Annotated in this window: 20 protein-coding genes; 9 read left to right on the top strand and 11 right to left on the bottom strand. The window is 60.9% G+C overall.

Going from position 1 to position 24975, the window contains the following annotated elements; translation table 11 throughout:
* Window positions 1-96: 96 nt before the first annotated feature.
* From CPH89_RS12355 to CPH89_RS12400, 10 genes are all read right to left on the bottom strand, one after another.
* Window positions 97-717, bottom strand: coding sequence for a TetR/AcrR family transcriptional regulator (locus CPH89_RS12355; protein ID WP_053253941.1), 621 nt, complete (start codon window positions 715-717; stop codon window positions 97-99).
* A gap of 27 nt (window positions 718-744) precedes the next feature.
* Window positions 745-2427, bottom strand: a complete 1683-nt coding sequence (phaC, locus tag CPH89_RS12360; RefSeq protein WP_053253942.1) for a class II poly(R)-hydroxyalkanoic acid synthase — start codon at window positions 2425-2427, stop codon at window positions 745-747.
* 88 nt (window positions 2428-2515) lie between these two features.
* Window positions 2516-3361 (bottom strand): poly(3-hydroxyalkanoate) depolymerase, encoded by an 846-nt coding sequence (gene phaZ, locus CPH89_RS12365; protein WP_053253943.1) that lies wholly within the window; start codon window positions 3359-3361, stop codon window positions 2516-2518.
* 175 nt (window positions 3362-3536) lie between these two features.
* The gene (gene phaC, locus CPH89_RS12370) at window positions 3537-5216 is read right to left on the bottom strand and encodes a class II poly(R)-hydroxyalkanoic acid synthase (protein WP_053253944.1); all 1680 of its coding nucleotides are present in this window, start codon (window positions 5214-5216) and stop codon (window positions 3537-3539) included.
* Between the two features lie 249 nt (window positions 5217-5465).
* Window positions 5466-5843 (bottom strand): gamma-butyrobetaine hydroxylase family protein, encoded by a 378-nt coding sequence (locus CPH89_RS12375; RefSeq protein ID WP_053253945.1) that lies wholly within the window; start codon window positions 5841-5843, stop codon window positions 5466-5468.
* Window positions 5844-5991: 148 nt separating this feature from the next.
* Window positions 5992-7329, bottom strand: coding sequence for an ATP-dependent protease ATPase subunit HslU (gene hslU, locus CPH89_RS12380; RefSeq protein WP_053253946.1), 1338 nt, complete (start codon window positions 7327-7329; stop codon window positions 5992-5994).
* 36 nt (window positions 7330-7365) lie between these two features.
* On the bottom strand, window positions 7366-7896 hold the full coding sequence (hslV, locus tag CPH89_RS12385) for an ATP-dependent protease subunit HslV (RefSeq protein ID WP_010563201.1): 531 nt from the start codon (window positions 7894-7896) through the stop codon (window positions 7366-7368).
* 257 nt (window positions 7897-8153) lie between these two features.
* A complete protein-coding gene (locus CPH89_RS12390) occupies window positions 8154-8855 on the bottom strand; it encodes an SPOR domain-containing protein (RefSeq protein ID WP_053253947.1) in 702 nt (233 codons plus the stop codon).
* A gap of 1 nt (window position 8856) precedes the next feature.
* On the bottom strand, window positions 8857-10593 hold the full coding sequence (argS, locus tag CPH89_RS12395; RefSeq protein WP_053253948.1) for an arginine--tRNA ligase: 1737 nt from the start codon (window positions 10591-10593) through the stop codon (window positions 8857-8859).
* Window positions 10594-10796: 203 nt separating this feature from the next.
* On the bottom strand, window positions 10797-13016 hold the full coding sequence (locus CPH89_RS12400) for a primosomal protein N' (RefSeq protein ID WP_053253949.1): 2220 nt from the start codon (window positions 13014-13016) through the stop codon (window positions 10797-10799).
* Window positions 13017-13376: 360 nt separating this feature from the next.
* Between CPH89_RS12400 and rpmE the strand changes: the two genes are divergently transcribed.
* Window positions 13377-13607: a 50S ribosomal protein L31 gene (gene rpmE / locus CPH89_RS12405; protein ID WP_017738861.1), complete on the top strand. Its 231-nt coding sequence runs from the start codon at window positions 13377-13379 to the stop codon at window positions 13605-13607.
* Between the two features lie 288 nt (window positions 13608-13895).
* The gene (locus tag CPH89_RS12410; protein ID WP_053253950.1) at window positions 13896-15164 is read left to right on the top strand and encodes a malic enzyme-like NAD(P)-binding protein; all 1269 of its coding nucleotides are present in this window, start codon (window positions 13896-13898) and stop codon (window positions 15162-15164) included.
* A 193-nt stretch (window positions 15165-15357) separates the two neighbouring features.
* On the opposite strand, the gene CPH89_RS12415 is transcribed toward CPH89_RS12410, so the two are convergent.
* Window positions 15358-17820, bottom strand: coding sequence for a penicillin-binding protein 1A (locus CPH89_RS12415; RefSeq protein ID WP_371850829.1), 2463 nt, complete (start codon window positions 17818-17820; stop codon window positions 15358-15360).
* A 220-nt stretch (window positions 17821-18040) separates the two neighbouring features.
* On the opposite strand from CPH89_RS12415, the gene pilM reads away from it, so the two are divergent.
* The 7 genes from pilM (at window position 18041) to CPH89_RS12450 (ending at window position 24938) form a co-directional block, all read left to right on the top strand.
* On the top strand, window positions 18041-18697 hold the full coding sequence (gene pilM, locus CPH89_RS12420; RefSeq protein ID WP_053254193.1) for a type IV pilus assembly protein PilM: 657 nt from the start codon (window positions 18041-18043) through the stop codon (window positions 18695-18697).
* Window positions 18694-19245 (top strand): PilN domain-containing protein, encoded by a 552-nt coding sequence (locus CPH89_RS12425; RefSeq protein WP_053253952.1) that lies wholly within the window; start codon window positions 18694-18696, stop codon window positions 19243-19245. The genes pilM and CPH89_RS12425 overlap by 4 nt, the downstream gene beginning before the upstream one ends.
* Window positions 19242-20213 carry a pilus assembly protein PilP gene (locus CPH89_RS12430; RefSeq protein WP_053253953.1) on the top strand — a complete coding sequence of 324 codons (972 nt, stop codon included), beginning with the start codon at window positions 19242-19244 and terminating at the stop codon, window positions 20211-20213. Before CPH89_RS12425 ends, CPH89_RS12430 begins: the two co-directional genes overlap by 4 nt.
* Before the next feature lie 69 nt (window positions 20214-20282).
* Window positions 20283-21611, top strand: coding sequence for a type IV pilus secretin PilQ (locus CPH89_RS12435; protein ID WP_053253954.1), 1329 nt, complete (start codon window positions 20283-20285; stop codon window positions 21609-21611).
* Between the two features lie 4 nt (window positions 21612-21615).
* On the top strand, window positions 21616-22134 hold the full coding sequence (aroK, locus tag CPH89_RS12440) for a shikimate kinase AroK (protein WP_003209345.1): 519 nt from the start codon (window positions 21616-21618) through the stop codon (window positions 22132-22134).
* Between the two features lie 124 nt (window positions 22135-22258).
* On the top strand, window positions 22259-23359 hold the full coding sequence (gene aroB / locus CPH89_RS12445; RefSeq protein ID WP_053253955.1) for a 3-dehydroquinate synthase: 1101 nt from the start codon (window positions 22259-22261) through the stop codon (window positions 23357-23359).
* A gap of 10 nt (window positions 23360-23369) precedes the next feature.
* Entirely contained in the window at window positions 23370-24938 is a 1569-nt protein-coding gene (locus CPH89_RS12450; protein ID WP_053253956.1) for an SPOR domain-containing protein, read from the top strand.
* Window positions 24939-24975: the final 37 nt, after the last annotated feature.

A 24975-nucleotide genomic window follows, 5' to 3' on the forward strand; every position in this document is an offset into this window, starting at 1 on the left:
CCAATGTGGGAGCGGGCTTGCCCGCGATGGCGCAGTGTCAGTCACATTGAAATTGGCTGATCCACCGCTATCGCGGGCAAGCCCGCTCCCACATGTTCAATCCAGATCATCCAGGTATTTCAGGGCGAACCGCTCGGTCGCCTGTCGCGCCGGCAACAGCAGATGCGGCGCCACCAGCATCATGATCTGGTACACCACCACCCGCACTTCGCCTTCACGGTCGAGAATTCGCTGGTAATCCAGGGAAAACAGCAAGGTCAGGGTGATTTGCTCCACCAGTTGCCCCAATGCTTGGGTGTCACTGACCAACTGCCCGGCTGCCTTCAACCGCGCAAGCAACGAAGCCAGTGTTCGCTTGAGCGCCGTGAGCAAGTGACGAATGCCCTTGGCCAGCTTCGGCAGCCGCCCTGCAAGGTTCGACAGGTCCTGAAACAGAAACCGGTAATGGGCCATGCGCTCGACGATCAGGTGCAGGAATAACCAATAATCCTCGGCCTTCAACTGCGCATCCGGCGGTGGGTCGAGCAGCGGTGCCAGCTCGTTCTGAAAGCGCTCGAACAGCCCGAGCACCAACGGTTCCTTGCCATGGAAGTGGTAGTAGAGGTTGCCGGGGCTGATCCCCATTTCATTGGCCACCTCCATGGTCGACACGTTCGGTTCGCCCTTGTGGTTGAACAACTGCAGGGCACATTCAAGGATACGGTCGCGGGTCTTCATCCAGTCTTCTTAATGTGATCGTTGAGCTCAGCGCACTCGCACATAGGTGCCCGGCGCCGCTTCCATCGGTGGGTAATTCTGGTTGCCCAGGGCGGTCAGGGTTTCGCGCTGCACGCCGGAGCGTTGTTGAATCCACGCCAGCCACTGCGGCCACCAGCTGCCTTCGACGTGGCTGGCGTCGTAGTACCAGGCGCGTGGGTCGCTGCTCAGCTTGGGGTTTTCGACGTAGTTGGCCTTGGGATTGCCCGGCGGGTTGAGGATGCTCTGGATATGCCCGCTGTTGGAGAGTACGAAGCGCCGCTCGCCGCCCAGCAATTGGGTGGAGCGATACACCGCGTCCCACGGTGTGATGTGGTCGTTGATCCCGGCCACGCTGAAGCTGTCCACCGTGACCTTCTGCAAATCGATAGGCGTGCCGCACACTTCCAGGCCGCCGGGGTGGCTCAACGGGTTGTGCTTGAAGAAGTCCAGCAAATCGCCATGCAGCGCGGCGGGCAGCCGCGTGTTGTCGTTGTTCCAATACAGGATGTCGAACGCTGGCGGTTCCTTGCCCAGCAGGTAGTTGTTGATCCAGTAGTTCCAGATCAGGTCGTTGGGGCGCATCCAGGCAAACACCTTGGCCATGTCGCGACCGTCCAGCACGCCTTGCTGGTAGGAACGGCGCTTGGCGGCTTCCAGGGTTTGTTCATCGGCGAACAGGGTGGCGGGGCTGTCGATCTGGCTGTCCAGCAGGCTCACCAGGTAACTGGCGCTGGAAATGCGCCGTAGCTGGCGTTTGGCTTGCAGGTGGCCTTGCAGCGCGGCAATGGTCAGGCCGCCGGCGCAGGCGCCCATCAGGTTGACCTCGCGGGCGCCGGTGATCGCCCTGCACACATTCAACGCTTCTTCCAGCGCCGCCACGTAGGTGGACAGGCCCCATTCACGGTGACGCACATCCGGGTTGCGCCAGCTGACCATAAAGGTCTGCAGGCCGTTTTTCAGGGCGTACTGCACAAAGCTGTTGGCCGGGCTGAGATCGAAAATGTAGTACTTGTTGATTTGCGGCGGCACGATCAGCAGGGGCTTGGCGTACTGTTTTTCGCTCATGGGCTTGTATTGGATCAGCTCCAACAGCTCGTTGCGAAACACCACTGAACCCGGGGTGGTGGCGACAGTCTTGCCCACTTCAAAAGCGTGTTTGCTGACCTGACTTGGCAAGCCATTGTTGTGCAGTAAGTCGTTGAACAGGTTGCTCACGCCGCGCACCACACTGTTGCCGCCTGAGTTGAGCAACTCCTTGATGGCCAGTGGGTTGAGCAGCGTATTGGAGGGCGAGACGGCATCGTTGAACAAGGCGAATGCGAAGTGCGCACGGGCTCGATCATCTGCGCTCAAGGCGCTGTCATCGATCCAGTGGCGGGTCTGTTTCTGCCAACTCAAATAGGCTTGCAAGCTGCGTCGATACAGCGGGTTGAGCTTCCAGGTAGGGTCGATAAAGCGCGCGTCGTTAGGGTTGGGCTCGTGCACGGTTTCGCCCAGCAGGACGCGGCCCAGCTGGCCGCTCAACGCCAGCGCGTGACGCGCGGTATGCACCGGGTTGCGCAAGCCGTGACTTGCGACGCTGCGCAGGGTTGCCAGCAGATCCCGCCCCCTGAGGCCAGTAATCGCATTTTGCGCATTGATGAACGCGGCAGGGATGGGCGCCGGGTTCGTCACGGGTCTTTCTCGCATGAGCCAACACTCCTTCGTCAAGGCAACAACAGGCACGCCAATTCAGAACCATAGTCGGTTCTCGGCAAGTTGCGCGGCGGTGCAGTCCTTACACCGCCGGTCGCGGGTGAATCACAGCCCGCAGGCGCTCCTCCTCGAGAAACTTCATGATGATCGGCGCCACGGCTTCGGCCCGGGTGATCAGGAACAAGTGGCCGTCATCAATGATGTGCAACTGTGCGTTGGGAATACGCCAGGCGAGCATGCGCATGTTGATCAGTGGGATCAGCGGGTCGTCGTCCCCCGCCAGCACCAGGGTGGGTTGGCGGATCTTGTGCAGCCAGTGAATGCTCGTCCAGCCCAGCCCCGCGAACAGCTGCCAGTAGTAACCCAGCTTGCCGGCCGAGCGCACTTTGCTGGCGTGCTCGGCGGCCAGTTTTGAATCGCGGCGGAATGAGCCGCCATAAATCATTGGCGCAATGCGCACCACATGGGACGGCTGGATATAACGCCGGGGGCTGGCCATGAGCCACAGCACCTTCGGCTTGCCCGGCACCATGAACGCCCCGGCAGCGGTGGCCGCCAGGATCAGCTTCTTGCAGCGCTCGGGGTAGTCATACGCAAATTGTTGCGCCAGCGCCCCGCCCCAGGACACACCAACGGCGTTCACCTGGCCGTAGTCGAGGTAATCGAGCATGCGTGCGGTAAGTTTGGCCAATCCTGGAAATCGATAGGGCCGTTTGGGCGTCGAGGAGCCGCCCACGCCCGGCACATCGAAGGCGATCACTTCCAGGTCCGGGTCCAGCGCCTGGACGAACGGAAACACCAGCTCAAGGTTGGCGCCGATACCGTTGAAAATCAGCAGCGGCGTCAAGTGAGGCTTGCCCGGGCGCACCGCCGTGCGGATGGTCTGGCCATCCAGGTCGATGGTACGGAAGATGAACGGTTGCGGCATGCTCAAGCCCTGTGAAATGGCGCGATATTTCCCTGTCGGAACCCGATCAATGTGGGAGCGGGCTTGCTCGCGAAAGCAGTGTGTCAGTTGATGCATTCGGTGGCTGACACACCGCCTTCGCGAGCAAGCCCGCTCCCACAGTTGACCGCATTCCAGCTACAAAACAGTGTTTCGTTTATCGTTCGTGCACATAAGTACCCGGTGCAGCCTCAGCTGCGGCATAAGCCTTGTTACCCAAACTTGTAGGTGCTTTCTTCAATTTTCCCGCCCGCTCTGCCTGCCATGCCTGCCAGTGCAGCCACCAGGAGTCGGTGTGCTTGGTTGCATTTTCCTGCCACTCCAGCGGCTTGCCTGCCAGCCCATCGCTGGTCTGGTAGCGCGCCTTGGGGTTGCCAGGCGGGTTGAGAATGCTCTGGATATGCCCACTGCTGGACAACACGAACTCGACCTTGCCACCAAACAGCTGTGCCGACTTGTAGCAGGACTGCCACGGCGTGATGTGATCGTTGGTGCCGGCCAGCGAGTAGATGTCGGCGGTGACCTGCTTGAGGTCGATCGGCGTGCCGCACACTTCCAGAGCGTTGGCGCGCACCAGCGGGTTGTTCTTGAACAGCTCGATCAAGTCGCCATGGAAGGCAGCCGGCAAGCGCGTGGTGTCGTTGTTCCAGAACAGGATGTCGAACACCGGCGGCTCGTTGCCCAGCAGGTAGTTATTGACCCAGTAGTTCCAGATCAGGTCGTTGGGGCGCATCCAGGCAAACACTTTGGCCATGTCGCGGCCTTCCAGCACACCGGCCTGGTAGGAGTGGCGCTTGGCCGCCTCCAGGGTCTGCTCGTCGACGAACAGCGCCACCTGCGTGTCCAGCGTGGTGTCCAGCACACTCACCAACAGGGTCAGGGCATTGACCTTCTTCTCGCCCAGCGCCGCGTAGTGGCCGAGCAGGGCGGTGCAGGTGATGCCGCCGGAACAGGCGCCAAGCATGTTGACGTCTTTGCTGCCGGTAATCGCCGTGACTACATCGACCGCTTCCTTGAGCGCTTCGATATAGGTCGACAGGCCCCACTCGCGCTGGGCCTTGGTCGGGTTGCGCCAACTGACGATAAAGGTTTGCTGGCCATTGCGCAGGCAGAAGCGCGCCAGGCTCTTCTCCGGGCTCAGGTCGAATACATAGAACTTGTTGATTTGCGGCGGCACCACCAGCAGTGGGCGCTCGTGCACCTGTTCGGTGATGGGCTTGTACTGGATCAGCTCCAGCACATCGTTGCGAAAGACCACGGCGCCTTCGGTGGTGCCCAGGGTCTTGCCCACTTCAAAGGCGCCCATGTTGACCTGGCTCGGCATGCCGCCGTTATGCACCATGTCCTTGGCCAGATGGGACAGGCCATCGAGCAGGCTTTTACCGCCGGTTTCAAAGAAACGTTTGACCGCCGCCGGGTTGGCCGCACTGTTGGTGGGGGCCATGGCTTCGGTCATCAGGTTGATCACGAAGTGGCCACGGCTGATGTCCTGTTCCGACAGGTTGCTGTCGGCGATCCAGTCGTGCAGTTCCTTGCGCCACGCCAGGTAGGTCTGCAGGTAGCGCTTATAGAGCGGGTTCTGACTCCACGCCGGGTCGTGGAAGCGGCGGTCGTCGCTTTCGGGCACCAGCGCGGATTTGCCGAACATCACGTTCTTCAATTCGATGCCAAAGTGGGCAACGTGTTTAACGCTGTGTAACGGTTGCTTGATGGCTTGGGTCAGCACCATCTTCGCCGAGGCTAATAAGTCCTTTTTGCGTAACGCGATGATCGGGTTCAGCCCCAGGGTGTTTTCCGAGGCCTGGCGTTTCAAGTCATCGTTATTCTTGTTACTCATCTACGACGCTCCATTGTCCGAAAGACGAGTACCGGCGATTGCTGCGCACCCAATTTCGATACACGACACCAGCCTGGTACTGCGACTCGGGTGACCGTAAATACCGCATCGTTAAATGCAGGGAACTTGCCAGTTCCATTGGTTACCCGAGTTTAATTTTTTTCGCAAGCGGGCCAATCGTTGACCACGCGACAGGGCATTCAAGCAGATGAAATTAGAAAATGCCCTCTAAAGAGCAAGAAGCCTGGGCTAGAGCATCAGCCGCACGACCGACTCACTCGGGTCGCGGGTTTTACCGGCAGCTTTGAGTTCCGCAAGATAGTCGGCCCACAGCGCTTCCTGGCGCACGGCCAATTGGTAGAGGTAGTCCCAGGTGAACAGTCCGCTGTCATGCCCGTCGTCGAAGGTCAATTTCAGTGCGTACTGACCGGCCGGTTCTACCTTGATCAACCGAACGTTGAGTTTGCCGAATTGCAGGATGGGTTTGCCGTGGCCCTGCACCTCGGCGGAAGGCGAGTGGGTGCGCAGCAGTTCGGCGGGAAGCTGGTAGACCTCGTCGGGCCCGTAGGTGAGGCCGAGGGTGTTGGAGGTTTTGTGCAGGTTTACAGCAGTGGGGAATTTTGACATTGGTGATGATCCTGAAGGAACCGGCTTCAAAATGTAGCAGCGGGCTTGCTCGCGAATGCGTTGTGTCAGTCAGCAGATCTGAGGCTGATACAGCACATTCGCGAGCAAGCCCGCTCCCACAGTAAAGCAAAGCGGTCCTGAGTGAGGCTTACAGGATATAACGAGACAGGTCTTCGTTCTGCGCCAATTCACCCAAGTGGCTGTTGACGTACGCAGCGTCAATCTTGATCGCTTCGCCATTCTGCAAGCCGGCCATGTCGCCGGCGCTGAAGGACACTTCCTCCAGCAGACGCTCAAGCAAGGTATGCAGGCGACGGGCACCGATGTTCTCGGTCTTCTCGTTGACCTGCCAGGCGATCTCCGCCAGGCGCTTGATGCCGTCCGGCAGGAACTCGATGGCCAGGCCTTCGGTTTTCAGCAGCTCACGGTATTGCTCGGTGAGAGAGGCGTGTGGCTCGCTGAGGATGCGTTCGAAGTCGCCCGGGGTCAGCGCCTTGAGCTCCACGCGAATCGGCAGACGGCCTTGCAGCTCCGGCACCAGGTCACTTGGTTTGCTCAGGTGGAATGCACCCGAGGCGATGAACAGGATGTGGTCGGTCTTGACCATGCCCAGCTTGGTGTTCACGGTGCAGCCTTCGATCAGCGGCAGCAGGTCGCGCTGTACGCCTTCGCGGGAGACATCGACGCCACCGGAGTTGCCGCGCTTGGCGACCTTGTCGATTTCGTCGATAAACACGATGCCGTGTTGCTCGACCGCTTCCAGGGCCTTGGCCTTGAGTTCTTCCTCATTAACCAGGCGCCCGGCTTCTTCGTCGCGCACCAGTTTGAGCGCTTCCTTCACCTTGAGCTTGCGGCTTTTCTTCTTGCCCTTGCCCATGTTGGCGAACAGGTTCTGCAACTGGCTGGTCATTTCTTCCATGCCAGGCGGTGCGGAGATATCGACGCCAGACACTTCGGCGACTTCGATCTCGATTTCCTTGTCGTCCAGCTGGCCTTCACGCAGGCGCTTGCGGAACAGCTGGCGGGTGTTGGAATCCGAGGCCGGTGCGGCGTCTTCGTTGAAACCCATGCGTGCCGGCGGCAGCAGGGCGTCGAGGATGCGCTCTTCGGCGGCGTCTTCGGCGCGATGGCTGACCTTGGTGACTTCCTGTTCGCGGAGCATTTTCAGGGCCGCGTCGGCCAGGTCACGGATGATCGATTCGACGTCGCGGCCTACGTAGCCCACTTCGGTGAACTTGGTGGCTTCGACCTTGATGAACGGGGCGTTGGCCAGCTTGGCCAGGCGCCGGGCGATTTCGGTTTTACCGACGCCGGTCGGCCCGATCATCAGGATGTTCTTCGGCGTTACTTCAACGCGCAGTTCTTCGGGCAGTTGCATCCGGCGCCAGCGGTTACGCAGCGCAATGGCAACGGCGCGCTTGGCATCGTCCTGGCCGATGATATGACGATTCAGTTCATGGACGATTTCGCGGGGAGTCATGGACATAGTGTTTGGCGGCCTCAAGCGGAATAAGCCTACGGCTTACTCGGCGAGGTCCTGCTCCTCAATGGTGAAGTTGTGGTTGGTGAACACGCAGATATCGCCGGCGATGCCCAGGGCAGTCTCGACAATCTCACGGGCCGACAGGTCGGTTTTCTTCAGCAAGGCGCTGGCTGCCGCTTGGGCGTAGCCACCGCCGGAACCCATGGCGATCAGGCCATGTTCAGGCTCAACCACATCGCCGTTCCCGGTGATGATCAAGGACGCATCTTTGTTGGCGACTGCCAGCATGGCTTCCAGGCGGCTGAGGGAGCGGTCGGTGCGCCATTCTTTAGCCAGTTCGACAGCGGCGCGAACGAGGTGGCCCTGGTGTTTTTCCAGTTGCCCTTCGAAACGCTCAAAGAGGGTGAAGGCGTCGGCGGTGGCGCCGGCAAAGCCTGCGAGTACCTGGCCGTGGTACAGGCGACGCACTTTTTTGGCGTTGCCTTTCATCACGGTGTTGCCAAGGGAAACCTGGCCGTCGCCGCCCATGACGACTTTGCCGTGGCGACGTACTGAAACGATGGTGGTCAAGGGTGAGTCTCCACGCAGCGGGGCGAAAATGCCCTGATGGAAACTCATATGGGGGTGGAGGGAGGGATTTCAACCGTAGGGGGTTATGGCGGACGAGTGGTGTTTATGGGTCCGACACACGTTTGAGCGCGCCCCGAAACCAAATGTGGGAGCGGGCTTGCTCGCGAATACGGTATGTCAGTCGCCGGAAATAGTGACTGATCTACCGCATTCGCGAGCAAGCCCGCTCCCACATGGGGCCTACTGTGTTCTCAGAATCAGCGGCTCTGGCGTTGTTGTAACAACAGGTTGCTAAAGCCCGCGCCGGCCAATTGTTTCTGCGCCACGGTCAGCTGTTCGCGGTTGCTGAACGGCCCGACCAGTACGCGATACCAGGTCGCGTCCTTCACGGTGCCGGACTCCACCGTCACCGCTTGGCCCAACAGAATGATCTGAGCGCGCACGCGATCCGCATCGGCCTGTTTGGGGAACGAGCCCGCTTGCAGGAAGAACTTGGTCACCGGCGCCGCCTTGGTCGTCGCGACGGGCGGCGGCGGTGGCGGGGTGATGCCGGCCAATGCGGCCTGGGCACGGGCTGTGTCGATTTTTGCGGCTTCCGCTGGGGTCACCGGCGTGGTCGGCACTTGCGGCGTCGGCAGGGTCTTCTCCGGCACGGCGTCGGGCGGCACGATCACTTCCGATTCCGGCAGCAGCGTATAGAAGTCGTATTTCGGCTTCACCGGTGCTGTAGGGCTAGGCGCAGTTTTGTTCGCTTCGGCCATTTTTGTGGCCTTCTGCTGCTCTTGCTTGACGCGTTTGACGTCGTCGCCCTTGCCGGGCTCCAGCTTCATCAGAATCACCACAAATGCGCCGACCGCCAGGCCGATAGCCATCCATAGCCAGCCCGGAATAGGTTTCTTCGCCGGTGCCTGATAGCGGCTGGCGCCGCGCTTGGGTGCAGGTTTTTTCTTGGCAGCCAACTTACATACGCTCCAGAGTTTCCAGGCCTAACAGTTCCAGGCCTTGCTTGAGGGTCCGTCCAGCCAATGCGGCGAGGCGCAGGCGACTTTGCTTTTGGGCTTCATCGTCGGCAGTGAGAATCGGGCAGTTCTCGTAGAAGCTGGAGAACAGGCCAGCGACTTCGTACAAATAGGTGCAAAGGATATGCGGCGTGCCTTTCTCGCCGACGCTGTTCAGCACTTCGCCGAATTGCGCCAGTTTGGCGGCCAGTTCCTGTTCATGGGGCGCTTCAAGATTGATCTGGCCTTCAACTTCGCTGAAGTCCTTGCCCAACTTGCGGAACACGCCGGCCACGCGGGTGTAGGCGTACAGCAGGTACGGTGCGGTATTGCCTTCGAAATTCAGCATCAGCTCGAAATTGAAGCTGTAGTCGCTGGTGCGGTGCTTGGACAGGTCGGCGTATTTCACCGCGCCAATGCCCACCACACGGGCGATGTTGCGCAACTCGGCTTCGGCCAGCTCCGGGTTCTTTTCCTTCACCAGGTTGTAGGCACGCTCCTGGGCTTCGTTCAGCAGGTCGATCAGCTTCACGGTGCCGCCGTCGCGGGTCTTGAACGGGCGGCCGTCGGCGCCGTTCATGGTGCCGAAACCCATATGCTCCATGTGCATCGGGTGGGTGACGAAGCCCGCGCGGCGTGCCACTTCAAACACCTGCTGGAAGTGCAGGGCCTGGCGCTGGTCGACGAAATACAGGGCACGGTCGGCTTTCAGCACGCCGCTACGGTAGCGCACGGCCGCCAGGTCGGTGGTGGCATAGAGGTAGCCGCCATCGGCCTTGACGATGATCACCGGCAGCGGCTCGCCGTCGGCGGTCTTGAATTCTTCGAGGAACACGCACTGCGCGCCGTTGCTCTCAACCAGCAGGCCCTTGGCCTTGAGGTCGTTGACCACGTTGATCAGGTCGTCGTTGTAGGCGCTTTCGCCCATCACGTCGGCCATGGTCAACTTCACGTTGAGCAGTTCGTAGATTTCCTGGCAGTGCGACAGCGAGATCTCACGGAAGCGGCCCCACAATTCCAGGCATTCCTTGTCACCGGCTTGCAGCTTGACCACCAGGCCACGGGCGCGGTCGGCGAACTCTTCGGATTCGTCGAAGCGCTTCTTCGCGGCGCGGTAGAAATTTTCCAGGTCCGACAGTTCGTTGCTGGTAATCGGGTTTTCCTGCAGGTACGCCATCAGCATGCCGAACTGGGTGCCCCAGTCGCCCACATGGTTCTGGCGGATCACGTCGTCACCCAGGAACTCCAGCACCCGCGCCACGCCGTCGCCAATGATGGTCGAGCGCAAGTGGCCGACGTGCATTTCCTTGGCCAGGTTCGGTGCTGACAGGTCGATGGCCACGCGCTGCAACGGGCCGGCCTTGCGCACACCGATGTTGGCGTCGGCCAGGGCCGCGTCCAGGCGCGAAGCCAGGGCCTGGGTGTTCTGGAAGAAGTTGATGAAGCCAGGGCCGGCGATTTCCGCCTTGGTCACGCTTGCGTCGGCCGGCAGTGCGGCAATGATTTTTTCCGCGAGGTCGCGTGGCTTCATGCCCGCAGGTTTGGACAGCATCATCGCGATGTTGCTGGCGAAGTCACCGTGGGTCTTGTCGCGGGTGTTTTCCACCTGGATCGCCGGCGTCAGGCCTTCAGGCAACACACCTTCGTTGACGAGTTGGGTGAGGGCTTGTTGGATCAGCTGGCGAATGGTGTCTTTCATGGTGTTCTCTTTCGACCGCAAGCGGCGGCGCGCGATGCGCAGGTGGAAAAACTGGGCATTATCCGTGGCGAGGGCGGGCTTGCCAACCGTTCAGACGGGTTGGTAGACCTGCGGGCCTCATCGCGGGCAAGCCCGCTGCCAGATTTTAATGGATGAATATTTCTACAGGTGGGCGCTGGCCGCCTGCAATCAGGCGGTTTCTGTCAATACAGGTCCACCGGGTCCACATCCAACGACCATCGCACTTGCCGGCCGCTGGGCATTTGCTCCAGGGCAAGCAACCAGCTACTTAATAGCCGATGCAGCGGTGCACGGGATGATGCCTGCAAGAGTAGCTGAGCACGGTAGCGCCCGGCGCGACGTTCCATGGGGGCGGGCACCGGGCCGAGCAATTCGATGCCGGTCAGACCCAGTTCGCCAAGTAACCGTTCGGCGACACTGCACGCTTCATCCAGAAAGCCTTCGGCCTGCCCGGGTTTGTGCGCTTCAGCGCGCAGCAGGGCCAGATGAGAGAAGGGCGGCAAACCGGCCGAGCGGCGTTCGCTCAACGCTTGTTCGGCGAAGGCAAAGTAGCCTTGTTCGGTCAGCTGTATCAGTAGCGGATGGTCGGCCAGGTGGGTCTGGATAATGACTTTGCCCGGTTCTTCGGCGCGCCCCGCACGGCCTGCGACCTGCACGATCAACTGCGCCATGCGCTCGCTGGCGCGGAAGTCTCCGGAAAACAAGCCACCGTCGGCATCCAGGATCGACACCAGCGTGACACGTGGGAAGTGGTGCCCTTTGGCAAGCATCTGCGTGCCGACCAAAATGCACGGCTGGCCTTTCTGGATGGTGGCGAACAGCTGGTTCATCGCATCTTTGCGCGAGGTGCTGTCGCGGTCGACCCGCAGCACCGGGTAATCCGGGAACAGGATGCCCAAGCGCTCTTCGGCGCGCTCGGTGCCCGCGCCTACCGGGCGCAAATCGACTTTGCCACACTGCGGGCAGTGGCGCGGCACACGCTCGACATGCCCGCAGTGGTGGCAGCGCAACTCGCCGTAGCGTTGGTGCACGGTCATACGCGCATCACAGCGTTCGCACTCGGACATCCAGCCGCAGTCATGGCACAACAGCGTCGGTGCAAAACCGCGGCGGTTGAGAAACACCAGCACTTGCTGGCCGGCGGCAAGGGTCTGGCCGATGGCTTGTTGCATCGGCCCGGAAATCCCACTGTCCAGCGGGCGGCTTTTTACATCCAGGCGCAGGAAACGTGGTTGCTTGGCGCCACCTGCGCGCTCATTCAAGCGTAGGAGCCCGTAACGGCCGGTGTAGGCGTTGTGCAGGCTTTCCAGCGAGGGCGTGGCGGAGCCCAGCACAATCGGGATGTTTTCCTGGCGTGCGCGCACCAGCGCCAGGTCGCGGGCGTGGTAGCGCAGGCCTTCCTGCTGTTTATAGGAGCCGTCGTGCTCCTCGTCGATGATGATCAGCCCGGGGTTTTTCATGGGCGTGAACAGTGCCGAGCGGGTGCCGATAATAATGTCGGCCTCACCGTCCCGCGCCGCCAGCCATGACTCCAAACGCTCACGGTCGTTGACCGCCGAGTGCACCAGGGCGATGCGCGCGTTAAAGCGTTGTTCGAAGCGCGCCAGGGTTTGCGGGCCCAGGTTGATCTCGGGGATCAACACCAGCGCCTGTTTACCGGCCTGCAGGGTTTCGCGGATCAGTTGCAAATACACTTCGGTCTTGCCGCTGCCGGTGACGCCAGCCAACAGAAACGCATGAAAGGTATCGAAACCGGCGCGAATGGCTTCATACGCCGCGCGCTGCTCGGGGTTCAGCGGCAGTTCGGGCTGGGCCAGCCAGTGGTCGTGGCGCGGGTCCGGCGCGTGCTTGCGGATTTCCACCTGCACCATGCCCTTGGCCAGCAGCAGGTCGAGGCTGTCCTTGCTCAGCATCAGCTTGCTTAACAGCTGGTGGGCCACGCCGTGCGGGTGTTGTGCCAGGGTCGCCAGGGCTTCACGCTGGCGCGGCGCGCGGGCGATGCGTGGGTCGTCGAGGCGCGCACCGGGCACCATCGACCAAAAGCGTTCCTGGCGCGCTTCGGCCAGTTCGCCCTGGCGCAACAGCACCGGCAGCGCCCAGCTCAGCGTGTCGCCCAGGCTGTGCTGGTAATACTGGGCGGTCCACAGGCACAGTTTGAACAAGGCGGGCGGCAGCGGTGGTGTGGCGTCGAGGATGGCCAGTGCCGGCTTGAGCTTTTCGGCGGGCACTTCGCTGTGATCGGCGACTTCGATCAGGATGCCAATCATCTCTCGACGGCCAAACGGCACACGCACGCGCATGCCTGGCTGCAACTGTGCCCGCAGCACGCCGGCCGGCGCCCGGTAGTCGAACAGGCGGCGCAGGGGCGAAGGCAGGGCTAGGCGCAAAATGGCGTCGGGCACGCGGGGAGTCTCATCTAAAGGCAGGCAGTGGCGCAGGGGCGGGAGCCTAGCAGACCTGCTGTGGGGGTGTCCCGCGTTGTTCGGAATACGGCAGCCCAACTGTGGGCGCCGGGCTTGCCCGCGATGGCGGCTCGGCAGTCGCTGGAGGGGGTGCCTGAGATATCGCGATCGCGGGCAAGCCCAGTGCCCACATGGACGGTGGTGTGTGGGGTTTTTTCTGATGAAAGGGGCTTTTATAGGGGTAAACCACAGGAAGTGCGGCTTGCGCGTTTAGAAAGGTCTGGTAGAATCCGCGGCCTAATTACGTGCGGTATTCGACAATAGTGTCGAGTGGCGGCACGCTAGCCCGAGGAAGTCACCATGAAAGCCGATATCCATCCAGCGTACGAAACCATCGAAGTAACCTGCAGCTGCGGCAACAAGTTCGAAACACGTTCGAACCTGTGCAAGCCACTGGGTACTGACGTATGCAACGAGTGCCACCCGTTCTACACCGGTAAGCAGAAAACTCTGGACACCGGCGGCCGTGTACAGCGCTTCGCAGATCGCTTTGGTGCTTTCGGCAAGAAGGCTGCTACTCCAGCGGAGTAAGCCTCAAAAGCCTTTTGGGCTTTTGTCAGCTGTTGAAAAAGGCGTCCCTTGTGGGCGCCTTTTTTGTGCCTGTGATTTGGCGATGCGCGGTTAAAAGCGATTGTTGAGAAAAAATTGTAGACATTTTTTAAATTGATTGTGAACAGTTGAGCCCTTGTATCCCGTGGCTCTTGGCCGAAAGTCTTAGCGCAGGGCCCTTGACACCTGTGACTGCCCAGTCTTGTAGGGACTTTGCGACACGCGTATCCTCGGCGGTCCGTCGACCAACAGTAAAAGCGGAATGCCGATATGTCTGATTTGAAAACTGCCGCTCTCGAATATCACGCCCATCCTCGTCCAGGAAAGCTGAGTGTAGAGCTCACCAAAGCCACTGCCACTGCCCGCGATCTGTCGCTGGCCTACAGCCCTGGCGTTGCCGAGCCCGTACGTGAAATCGCCCGCGATCCTGAACTGGCGTACAAGTACACCGGCAAAGGCAACCTGGTTGCAGTGATTTCCGATGGCACCGCGATTCTCGGCCTGGGTAACCTTGGCCCATTGGCTTCCAAGCCAGTCATGGAAGGTAAGGGCGTGCTGTTCAAGCGCTTTGCCGGCATCGACGTTTTCGACATCGAAGTCGATTCCGAAAGCCCGCAAGCTTTCATCGACACTGTAAAGCGCATCTCCATCACTTTCGGTGGCATCAACCTGGAAGACATCAAGGCACCTGAGTGCTTCGAGATCGAAAAGGCCCTGATCGAACAGTGCGACATTCCGGTATTCCACGATGACCAGCACGGCACCGCGATCGTTACTGCGGCCGGCATGATCAACGCCCTGGAAATCGCTGGCAAAACCCTGGCTGACGCTCAGATCGTCTGCCTGGGCGCTGGTGCTGCGGCCATCTCCTGCATGAAGTTGCTGGTGAGCATGGGCGCCAAGCTGGAAAACATCTTCATGGTCGACAGCAAGGGCGTTGTTCAGTCCGAGCGTACCGACCTGAACCAGTACAAGGCGATGTTTGCCCACGCGACCGAGAAGCGCACCCTGGCTGACGCCTTGAACGGTGCAGACGTGTTCGTTGGCCTGTCCGGCCCGAACCTGCTCAGCGCCGAAGGCCTGAAGTCCATGGCGGCCAACCCGATCGTGTTCGCCTGCTCCAACCCGGATCCGGAAATCTCCCCGGAACTGGCGCACGCCACCCGTAACGACGTGATCATGGCCACTGGCCGTTCGGACTACCCGAACCAGGTCAACAACGTATTGGGCTTCCCGTTCATCTTCCGTGGTGCCCTGGACGTTCGCGCCAAGCGCATCAACGAAGAGATGAAAGTAGCGGCCGCCAACGCCCTGCGTGAACTGGCCAAGCTGCCGGTGCCTCAGGATGTCTGCGATGCCTACGGTGGTGCCCCGCTGGCGTTCGGCCGTGAGTACATCATTCCGAAACCAATGGATAAGCGCCTGATCACCCTGATCTCCGATGCCGTGGCTAAAGCCGCCATCGAGACCGGTGTGGCCACCCTGCCGTATCCGAAGCACTACCCGCTGCAAAGCGTGGATGATGTGTTCAACGGCTAAGCGGTTGTAGCGCACCAACAAAAAGCCCCGGCTCTCACGAGTCGGGGCTTTTTTGTGGCGATTCGCTTGGGCCTAGTGGGGCTCCAAGGGTGGGAGCGGGCTTGCTCGCGAACGCGGTGGGTCAGTCGCCAGGTTCATTGACTGACACTCCGCTTTCGCGAGCAAGCCCGCTCCCACATTGGATCTGCGCGAGTTAGAAGAGATCGATCGGCGCCGCCTCATCCGCCGGCAGCGGGCTGCCCGGTGCAGTGCCGTTACCCAGCTCGTTGACCGACGGCGGGGTGTCTTCGCTCTTGAACAACTCGAAGTACGCATTTGGCGTGCTGGGTGAAGCCGCACGGCCACTCACCGGATCGATCCGCAGGCTGAGAATGCCTTCCGGCTCAGGTTGGGTGTGCAGCGGCTTGTCTTTCAAGGCCGCGCCCATGTAGCTCATCCAGATCGGCAGGGCGACGGTGCCACCAAACTCGCGACGACCGAGGCTTTCCGGTTGGTCATAACCAGTCCATACGGTGGTCACGTAATCACCGTTGTAGCCGGAGAACCAGGCGTCCTTGGACTCGTTGGTGGTACCGGTCTTGCCGGCGATGTCTGCACGGCCCAAGGCCAGGGCGCGACGGCCGGTGCCTTTCTTGATCACGTCTTCCAGAATGCTGTTGAGGATATAGGTGGTACGGCCATCCACGATACGTTCAGCTACCGCCGGTGCTTGTGGCTCGGTTGGCGCCGGGGCGTTTGCAGCTGGCGCTGCGCCGGGTGTCGGCTCGATGGTGATGCCACCGTTGCTCGGTGCGGCGATGCCATCAGGTGCTGCAACCCCGTTGACCACATCGCCCGGCACGCGCGGCGGGTTGGCGGTGAACAGTGTGTCGCCATTGCGGCTCTCGATCTTGTCGATCAGGTACGGCGTGATCTTGTAGCCGCCGTTGGCAAAGGTGCTCCAGCCGGTGGCGATTTCCATCGGCGTGAGGGTCGCGGTGCCGAGGGCCAGGGACAGGTTGGGTGGCAGGTCCGACTTGTTGAAGCCGAAGCGCGTCATGTAGTCGATAGTCTTGCCAACGCCCATCGCCTGCAGCAGGCGGATCGACACCAGGTTACGCGACTTGTACAGCGCCTCGCGAATACGGATCGGGCCGAGGAACGTGTTGGTGTCGTTCTTCGGACGCCAGACCTTGTCCAGGTACTCGTCGACAAACACGATCGGCGCGTCGTTGACCAGGCTGGCGGCGGTGTAGCCGTTGTCCAGTGCAGCGCTGTAGACGAACGGTTTGAAGCTTGAGCCCGGCTGGCGCTTGGCCTGGGTGGCGCGGTTGTAGTTGCTTTGCTCGAAGGCAAAACCACCGACCAGGGCGCGGATGGCACCGTTCTGCGGGTCAAGAGACACCAGCGCGCCTTGAGCCACAGGCACCTGGCTGAATTTCAGGCTGTCGTCTTTCTGGCGTTTTACGCGGATCAAGTCACCCACCTGCGCCACGTCCGACGGCTGCTTGGGCATCGGGCCCATGCTGTTGGTGTTCAGGAAGGGGCGTGCCCACTTCATGCTGTCCCACGACACATGGCCTTCACCGGTGCGGGTCAGTACTTGCACGCCATCCTTCTTCACTTGGGTGACGATGGCCGGCTCCAGGCCGCTGATGGGGCGCTGTTTGCTCAGTTCGGTGGTCCAGGCGCTCAGGGTTTTGCCGGGCAGGCGCGATTCGGGGCCGCGATAGCCATGGCGCTGGTCATAGGTGATGAGGCCGTCATGGACAGCGTTGTTGGCGATGTCCTGCAAGTTGCTCGGAACAGTGGTGGTCACACGGAAGCCTTCGGTGTAGGCCTCGCTGCCATAACGGCCGACCATTTCGGCACGCGCCATTTCGGCGATGTACGGTGCATTCACTTCCGGTGTCGGCACGTGATAGCTGGCATTCAACGGCTCGGCGACGGCGCTTTCATAGGCGGCCTGGTCGATCTTGCCCAGCTTGTACATGCGCCCCAGGATCCAGTCGCGACGCTCTTTGCTGCGCGCGGGGTTGGCCAGTGGGTTAAAGCGTGACGGGGCCTTTGGCAGGCCGGCAATCATTGCCATCTGCGCCAGGCTGGCGTCACGAATCGACTTGCCATAGTAGACCTGGGACGCCGCTTCGATCCCGTAGGCGCGGTTGCCCAGGTAGATCTTGTTGACGTACAGCTCAAGGATTTCGTCCTTGGTCAACTGACGTTCGATCTGCAATGCCAGCAGGATTTCAGTGGCTTTACGCGAAAAGCTGCGCTCGCTGGTGAGGAAAAAGTTCTTCGCCACCTGCATGGTGATGGTGCTGCCGCCGGACTGAATGTGTCCGCTTTTTACCAGCTGTGTGGCGGCACGCACCAGGCTGCTGGGGTCTACGCCGTAGTGATTGGCGAAATTATCGTCTTCAGCCGACAGCAGCGCGTTAATGAAATTGGGTGGAATGTCGGCGAAACGGATCGGTGTACGGCGCATTTCGCCGAACTCCGCGATCAGTTTTTCATCGCTGCTGTAAACCCGCAAAGGAATCTGCAACTGGATACTTCTGAGCGCCTCTACGGAAGGCAAACCCGGACTAAGGTAGAGGTAGGCACCGCTGAGTACGAGCAGCAGCCCGCAGACGATCGCGACAATGGAGTACCCGAAAAACTTCAGCAGACGAATCAAGGCTTTTGGATTTCCAGAGAAAAGAATGAGTTAGGCGTCGGGGCATGCATGGCAAACGATGGATCGACCCGAGCAGCAGATAAAAAGCGGGAAAAAACGCTGGGCATTAAAGCATTTTCGGCTTGGGGCGTCATTCGTGCCAGTTAAACAAGTCGACCGAATGCACCGCACCCGGCCGCAATCAGGCGGTATGACAGGCAAAGTTTTGGGGAGTTTTATGAGAAAGGGATTTTTCAGGCGAAAAGCCGACACGCTGCTGGGCGTCGACATCAATGACGCAGCTATCAAGCTGATTGAGCTGGCCCATTCAGCCAGTGGCTACAGCGTTCAGTCCTATGCTGCGCAGGCGTTGCCTGCCAATGCCGTGGTCGATGGCACGCTGTTGGACCTTGAAGCGATAGCGCGGACGTTGCAGCAGGCGTTATCTCGCTTGCACACGTCCGCCCGGCAGGCGGCCGTGGCGGTGTCGGGCCCATCGGTCATCACGCGGGTGATCGAAATGGAAGCGGGGCTCAGTGACGAGGAAATGGTCTGGAAAATCCAGATGGAGGCCGACCAGTACATTCCTTACCCGTTGGACGATGTTGCCATTGATTTTCAGGTCCGTGGCCCGTCGCCCCAGGGCGCGGCGCGGGTCGAGGTGTTGCTGGCGGCCTGCCTCAAGGAGCAGGTCGAGGCCCGCGAAGCGGTTTTGGCCCTGGCCGGGCTGGCGGCGCGAGTGGTGGACGTCGAAGGGTTTGCATTGGAGCGCGCTTGCCGTCAGGATTTCGCCAGCTTCACGCCGGGCCATCGGGTTGATGGCGCACAATGGGCCGTGGATGCCCACGGGATGGGAGTTGCTTGCGGGTTGGCCCTGAGGAGTTTCGCTGGATGACACGAATCAATCTTTTGCCTTGGCGCCAGGCGCTGGCGGAGCGGCGGCGCAAATACTTCCTGATATGTCTGCTGGCGTTCGCCGGTGTGGCGCTCGCGGCGGTTTGGCTGGCGGACCAGGTCATCGATCAGGCTATAGACCGTCAGGTGACGCGCAACAATCACCTGACTAAAGACGTCGCCGTTCAGGACGCCCGCATCAAGACCATCGACGACTTGCAGGAGCAAAGCCAGCAACTGGCTGCGCGCATGAAGGTCGTTCAGGACCTGCACGAATCCCGCTCGGCCAGCGCCCAGCTGTTGGACCAGTTGGCCCGTGCTGTGCCGGATGGGGTGCATCTGCACGAGGTTGTAGCCAGGGGCAACACCGTGAGTGTCAGCGGCAGTGCCGAATCCAGCCAGGATATCGCCCAGCTGATGCGTCGCCTGGAGGCATCAGAAGGTGCTCACGCCACGCGACTGCAACAGGTACGTGCGCAAGGGCAAGGTGGCGGCAACGCCTTTCAATTGATGGTGCGCCAGGGGGAATCCACCGAGGCCCAGCCATGAGCCTGCCCAGGCTCGACTTTTCCACGCTCTCTCACAACGCTGCTAAATGGCCCCTGCCGGGCAAGGTTCTGCTGGGCTGTGCGCTGGCAGGTCTGGTGTGGGGGGTGGGCGATGGTTGGTTGCTGACGCCGGCAGGCGAGCGGTTGCACACGTTGGAAGCGCAGGAAGTGGCGCTGCAACAGGACCTCACACAAAAGGCTGGGTTGGCAGACAGTCTTGAGCACCGTGCCCGCCAGGAGCAGGTGATGCAGGAGGCGGTTGGCGGGCTGTTACGACAATTGCCCGGTGAGTCGGATATGCCTGGCTTGCTCGACGACATTGCGCGGCTGGCGGCTGCCAACGGTTTGGTGGTCGAGGGCGTCACGGTCCTCGACGAACTGTCTCTGCCGCTCTTCATCGAGGAACCGGTGCAGGTGGCGGTTTTTGGCGCCTACCATGACCTGGTGACGTTCGTGAGTGCCTTGGGCGGGTTGTCGCAGATCGTCACGGTGCACGATGTTGCGCTTCGCTCTGATGGGCCGTTAGTGCGCCTTGAGCTACTGGCCAAGGCTTATCGCGGCAGGTTGCCTGGCGGCAAGCCTGAGCGCGTTGTCGAGCCGGTGGCGCAATTTGTCTACGATGCGACCTCTTTGCGTGATCCGTTCCAGCCCCCTGCCTCGCAGGCCTATCACGCGCCAGGCCAGCCGGCACCTGCACCGGACTTCGCGCGTAAACGTGGAGTGCTCGAAGGTCTGGCCCTCGATCAAGTCGAAATGGTCGGCACCTTGTCCCGCGGCACACAAACCTTCGTCCTGCTGCGCGCAGCCTCGGCTGTGCACCGCCTGGCGGTGGGTGACTACCTGGGCCCCAACCACGGCCGGGTCACAGCCATTCATGCCGGCCATATCGAGCTGGCCGAGCTGTTCCCGGATGAGCAGGGCGCATGGCTACAGCGCTCGCGAACCCTGGTGTTAACTATCAACTCATAACGGAATCAACCAATGAAAAGGACTTTCTCGTCCTTCGGTGTGGCGCTATGGATAGCGTTCACGGCACCGATGGCTTTTGCTGTGCCCAATCGCCTGGACCTGATCCAGCTGCCACCTCCCGGCAGCTCGGCGTTGAGTACCCACTATTCCGGCGACAAGCTGACCCTCAACTTCCAGGACATCGCTTTGCGCGCTGTATTGCAGCAGATTGCGGATGTCGCCGGGCTTAATCTGGTGGCCAGCGACGATGTGCAAGGCTCCATCACCTTGCGGCTCAAGGAGGTGCCCTGGGATCAGGCACTGGAGCTGGTGTTGCAAGCCAAGGGGTTGGACAAACGTGTGAAAGCCGGTGTGTTGCTGGTGGCGCCGGCCGAAGAGTTGGCCGCACGCGAACTGCTGACACTGGAGGCGCGCAAGCAAATGGCCGAGTTGGCGCCCTTGCGCCGGGAACTGTTGCAGGTCAATTACGCCAAGGCGGCGGACCTGGCCAAATTGTTCCAATCGGTCACCAGCCTGGAAGGCATCCCCGATGAGCGCGGTTCGGTCGCCGTGGATGAACGTACCAACAACATCATCGCCTACCAGACCGGCGAACGGCTCGAAGAGCTGCGGCGGATCGTGGCGCAGCTGGATGTCCCGGTGCGCCAGGTGATGATCGAGGCGCGGATCGTTGAAGCCAATGTCGATTACGACAAAAGCCTTGGCGTGCGCTGGGGTGGGCGCCTCAACCGTGGCAATTGGGGGGCGGGCGGTATCAACAAACCGTTGGCCGAGGGCGCTGAACCGTCGGAAAGCCTGCCCAGCTCGCCGTTTGTCGACATGGGTTCGCTCACCGGTACTTCAGGCCTGGGTATCGCTTATATCACCGACAACCTGCTGCTGGACCTTGAGCTGACGGCCATGGAGAAAACCGGCAACGGTGAAATCGTCTCGCAGCCCAAGGTGGTCACCTCTGACAAGGAAACCGCGCGGATCCTCAAGGGCACCGAGATCCCTTATCAGGAATCCACCTCGCGGGGTGCCACGTCGGTGTCGTTCAAGGAGGCCTCGCTGTCGCTGGAGGTGACGCCACAAATCACCCCTGATGGCTGGGTGGTCATGGAGGTCAAGGTCACCAAGGACGAGCCTGACTATCTGAACAAGCTCAACGACGTGCCGCCGATCAAGAAAAACGAAGTCAACGCCAAGGTGCTGGTCAAGGATGGCGAGACCATCGTCATCGGTGGGGTTTTCTCCAATACCCAAAGCAAAGTGGTAGATAAAGTGCCATTTTTGGGCGATGTGCCGTATCTTGGCCGCCTTTTCCGGCGCGATGTGCTGGCGGAAAGAAAATCCGAGCTGCTGGTATTCCTGACTCCGCGTATTATGAATAACCAGGCGATTGCTGTGAGTCGTTGATTCTGTGCGAAATTTGATTCTTGTAGGACCGATGGGGGCTGGAAAAAGCACCATCGGCCGTTTGCTGGCCAAAGAGCTGCGCCTGCCGTTCAAAGATTCCGACAAGGAAATTGAATTGCGCACGGGTGCCAATATCCCATGGATCTTCGATAAGGAAGGCGAGCTGGGCTTTCGCGACCGCGAGCAGGCGATGATTGCCGAGCTGTGCGGCTGCGATGGCGTGGTATTGGCCACCGGCGGCGGCGCCGTCATGCGCGATGAAAACCGCCGGGCACTGCATGCCGGTGGCCGCGTGGTCTATCTGCACGCATCGGTCGAGCAGCAGGTGGGCCGCACCGCCCGCGATCGCAACCGCCCATTGTTGCGCACGGCCGACCCGGCAAAAACGTTGCGGGACTTGCTGACGTTGCGTGATCCGCTTTATCGGGAAATCGCCGATCTGGTGGTGGAAACCGATGAGCGGCCGCCACGAATGGTCGTTCTCGACATTCTTGAACGCCTGGCACAGTTGCCGCCCCGTTAAAGCCTGGCCCGAAATGCGCTATTCTCGGCGACGCGTTATCAGCCTTCGGGGTGTGGCGTAGAGCCATCAGGCGGCGTCAGATCCGAGCGTTGCCGATCGTACATATATCTTCACGCGGGGACACATGCAGACACTTAAGGTCGATCTAGGCGAGCGCAGCTACCCAATCCATATTGGCGAAGGTTTGTTGGACCTGCCCGAATTGCTCGCTCCGCATATTGCCGGGCGGCAGGTGGCGATCATCTCCAACGAAACGGTCGCGCCGCTGTATCTTGAGCGTCTGAGCCGCAGCCTCGCGGCGTATTCGGTGATCTCAGTGATCTTGCCTGACGGCGAGGCCCACAAGAACTGGGAAACCCTGCAACTGATCTTCGATGGGCTGCTGACTGCGCGCCATGACCGTCGTACCACCGTGGTCGCCTTGGGCGGCGGTGTGATCGGCGACATGGCCGGTTTTGCGGCAGCCTGCTACCAGCGCGGTGTGGACTTTATCCAGGTGCCGACCACCTTGCTTTCCCAGGTCGATTCGTCGGTGGGCGGCAAGACGGGCATCAACCACCCGCTGGGCAAGAACATGGTCGGCGCGTTCTATCAGCCCAATGTCGTGCTGATCGACACCGCCACCCTCAACACGCTGCCGCCGCGCGAGTTGTCGGCGGGGCTGGCAGAAGTCATCAAGTACGGACTGATCTGCGACGAGCCGTTCCTGACCTGGCTCGAAGAACATATGGATGCCCTGCGCGCGCTGGACCAGGTGGCGCTGACTGAAGCGATTTCTCGTTCCTGCGCGGCCAAGGCGCTGGTGGTGAATGCCGATGAGCGGGAGTCCGGTGTACGCGCCACGCTGAACCTGGGCCATACCTTCGGCCATGCGATCGAAACGCACATGGGCTATGGTGTGTGGTTGCATGGGGAAGCCGTAGCGGCTGGCACAGTGATGGCATTGGAAATGTCGCAACGCCTGGGCTGGATCAGTGCCCAGGAGCGGGACCGGGGTATACGCCTGTTCCAGCGCGCCGGCTTGCCGGTCGTTCCACCCTTGGAGATGACCGAGGCGGATTTCCTCGAACATATGGCAATAGACAAGAAAGTGATCGACGGTCGCCTGCGACTGGTGTTGCTGCGCCACATGGGCGAAGCGGTAGTGACCGACGATTATCCGAAAGAGATTTTACAGGCCACGCTGGGAGCGGATTACCGCGCCCTGGCCCAGCTTAAAGGTTAATAAGATCCCGATGACTAGTTTGCATGCCGACGAGGCGTTCCTCGGCCATTACCAGTTAAGCCATGACCCTTTTGCTCCGCGGGTGCCTGGTTTCAAATTTTTCCCTGCCCAGCGCAAGCCGGTGCTTGGCCAATTGCACCATCTGGCGCGCTACAGCCAATTGCTGCTGGTGGTGACCGGCCCGTTGGGCAGTGGCAAAACCCTGCTGCGCCAGGCGCTGGTTGCCAGCACCAACAAGCAATCGGTCCAGAGCGTTGTGGTGTCGGCCCGTGGTGCGGGGGATGCGGCGGGTGTGCTACGCCAGGTGGCTCAGGCGCTGAATGTGTCCAATGCCGAGCCGAACGCGATTCTCAAGCAAGTGGTGCAACTGGGCCTGACCGGGCAAGAAGTGTATTTGCTGGTCGATGACGCCGAACAACTCGACGAGTCTGCCCTGGAAGCGCTGCTGGCGCTGGCGGCGGGCACGCCCGAAGGTCGCCCGCACGTGTTCCTGTTTGGCGAGTCGTCGTTGATCGCCGATCTGGAGCAGATCAGTGGTGATCAGGAGCTGTTTCACGTCATCGAATTACAACCGTACGAAGAGGAAGAAACCCGCGAATACCTGGCTCAACGCCTTGAAGGCGCCGGGGCCGGTATCGAACTTTTCTCCGCTTCGCAGATCTCTGATATTCACGAAAGCTCCGACGGCTGGCCTGGCACCATCAACCAGGTTGCCCGGGATGCCTTGATCGAAGCCATGATTGCAAGCCGCTCTGCGGTTAAGCGTCCAAAGATGGGGTTTACTATGCCTAAGAAGCACGTATTGGCTATTTCCGCCGTTGTCGTGGTCGCTGTTGCCGCCGCCTGGTTGATTCCGGGCCGCAGCAAGGCACCCGCCACCGCCGGTGCGCCAACCGAACAGGCGCAGTTGCCACTGGGCAAACCCACGCCAAATGTCGAATTCGCCAACTCCGGCCAGCCGACCAACCTGCCGATGGTGGGTCAGCCGGTGATGCGCGGCCCGCTGGCCGAAGCCGCCGGTGGTATTTCCGAAGGCGATGACGGTGTGCCGGTGGAAGGCTCCAGCGCCACGCCGCCAACCGTGACCACGACTGCGCCGCCTGCAGGCGTGCCAGCGGGCCCGGCAGCCACTCCAGCGGCCAAGCCGACCCCGGCACCGACCGTCGCTACCGCCAAGCCAGCTCCGGTTGCCAAGCCAGTCGCGCCTGCGCCAGTGGCCAAGCCGGCGCCAGCCGCCAAGCCCGCTGAGAAACCTGCCGCCGTTGCCAAAGCGGCTGCGCCTGCCGCCGCGGGCAGCAGCTGGTACACCAGCCAGCCGGCCGGCCACTTCGTGGTGCAGATCCTCGGTACCAGTTCCGAAGCCAACGCTCAGGCCTTCGTGAAAGAGCAGGGCGGCGAGTACCGTTATTTCAAGAAAGTGCTCAACGGCAAGCCTCTCTACGTGATCACTTACGGCAGCTTCCCAAGCCGTGCAGCAGCTGATTCCGCGATCAAAGCCTTGCCAGCGAAGGTTCAGGCTGGTAAACCTTGGCCTCGCACTGTTGCCAGCGTTCAACAAGAACTCGCAACAACTCGCTGAAGATTCGGCGGCCTTACCCAGGCCGCCTCTCCCGGCA

The organism is Pseudomonas fluorescens, from assembly GCF_900215245.1.
GTDB lineage: Bacteria > Pseudomonadota > Gammaproteobacteria > Pseudomonadales > Pseudomonadaceae > Aquipseudomonas > Aquipseudomonas fluorescens.

Bases quoted from the DNA above. Each gene is read 5' to 3' on its own strand.
- CPH89_RS12355 (WP_053253941.1), bottom strand. From the start codon at position 717: ATGAAGACCCGCGACCGTATCCTTGAATGTGCCCTGCAGTTGTTCAAC.
- phaC (WP_053253942.1), bottom strand. From the start codon at position 2,427: ATGCGAGAAAGACCCGTGACGAACCCGGCGCCCATCCCTGCCGCGTTC.
- phaZ (WP_053253943.1), bottom strand. From the start codon at position 3,361: ATGCCGCAACCGTTCATCTTCCGTACCATCGACCTGGATGGCCAGACC.
- phaC (WP_053253944.1), bottom strand. From the start codon at position 5,216: ATGAGTAACAAGAATAACGATGACTTGAAACGCCAGGCCTCGGAAAAC.
- CPH89_RS12375 (WP_053253945.1), bottom strand. From the start codon at position 5,843: ATGTCAAAATTCCCCACTGCTGTAAACCTGCACAAAACCTCCAACACC.
- hslU (WP_053253946.1), bottom strand. From the start codon at position 7,329: ATGTCCATGACTCCCCGCGAAATCGTCCATGAACTGAATCGTCATATC.
- argS (WP_053253948.1), bottom strand. From the start codon at position 10,593: ATGAAAGACACCATTCGCCAGCTGATCCAACAAGCCCTCACCCAACTC.
- rpmE (WP_017738861.1), top strand. From the start codon at position 13,377: ATGAAAGCCGATATCCATCCAGCGTACGAAACCATCGAAGTAACCTGC.
- CPH89_RS12410 (WP_053253950.1), top strand. From the start codon at position 13,896: ATGTCTGATTTGAAAACTGCCGCTCTCGAATATCACGCCCATCCTCGT.
- pilM (WP_053254193.1), top strand. From the start codon at position 18,041: ATGAGAAAGGGATTTTTCAGGCGAAAAGCCGACACGCTGCTGGGCGTC.
- CPH89_RS12425 (WP_053253952.1), top strand. From the start codon at position 18,694: ATGACACGAATCAATCTTTTGCCTTGGCGCCAGGCGCTGGCGGAGCGG.
- CPH89_RS12430 (WP_053253953.1), top strand. From the start codon at position 19,242: ATGAGCCTGCCCAGGCTCGACTTTTCCACGCTCTCTCACAACGCTGCT.
- CPH89_RS12435 (WP_053253954.1), top strand. From the start codon at position 20,283: ATGGCTTTTGCTGTGCCCAATCGCCTGGACCTGATCCAGCTGCCACCT.
- aroB (WP_053253955.1), top strand. From the start codon at position 22,259: ATGCAGACACTTAAGGTCGATCTAGGCGAGCGCAGCTACCCAATCCAT.
- CPH89_RS12450 (WP_053253956.1), top strand. From the start codon at position 23,370: ATGACTAGTTTGCATGCCGACGAGGCGTTCCTCGGCCATTACCAGTTA.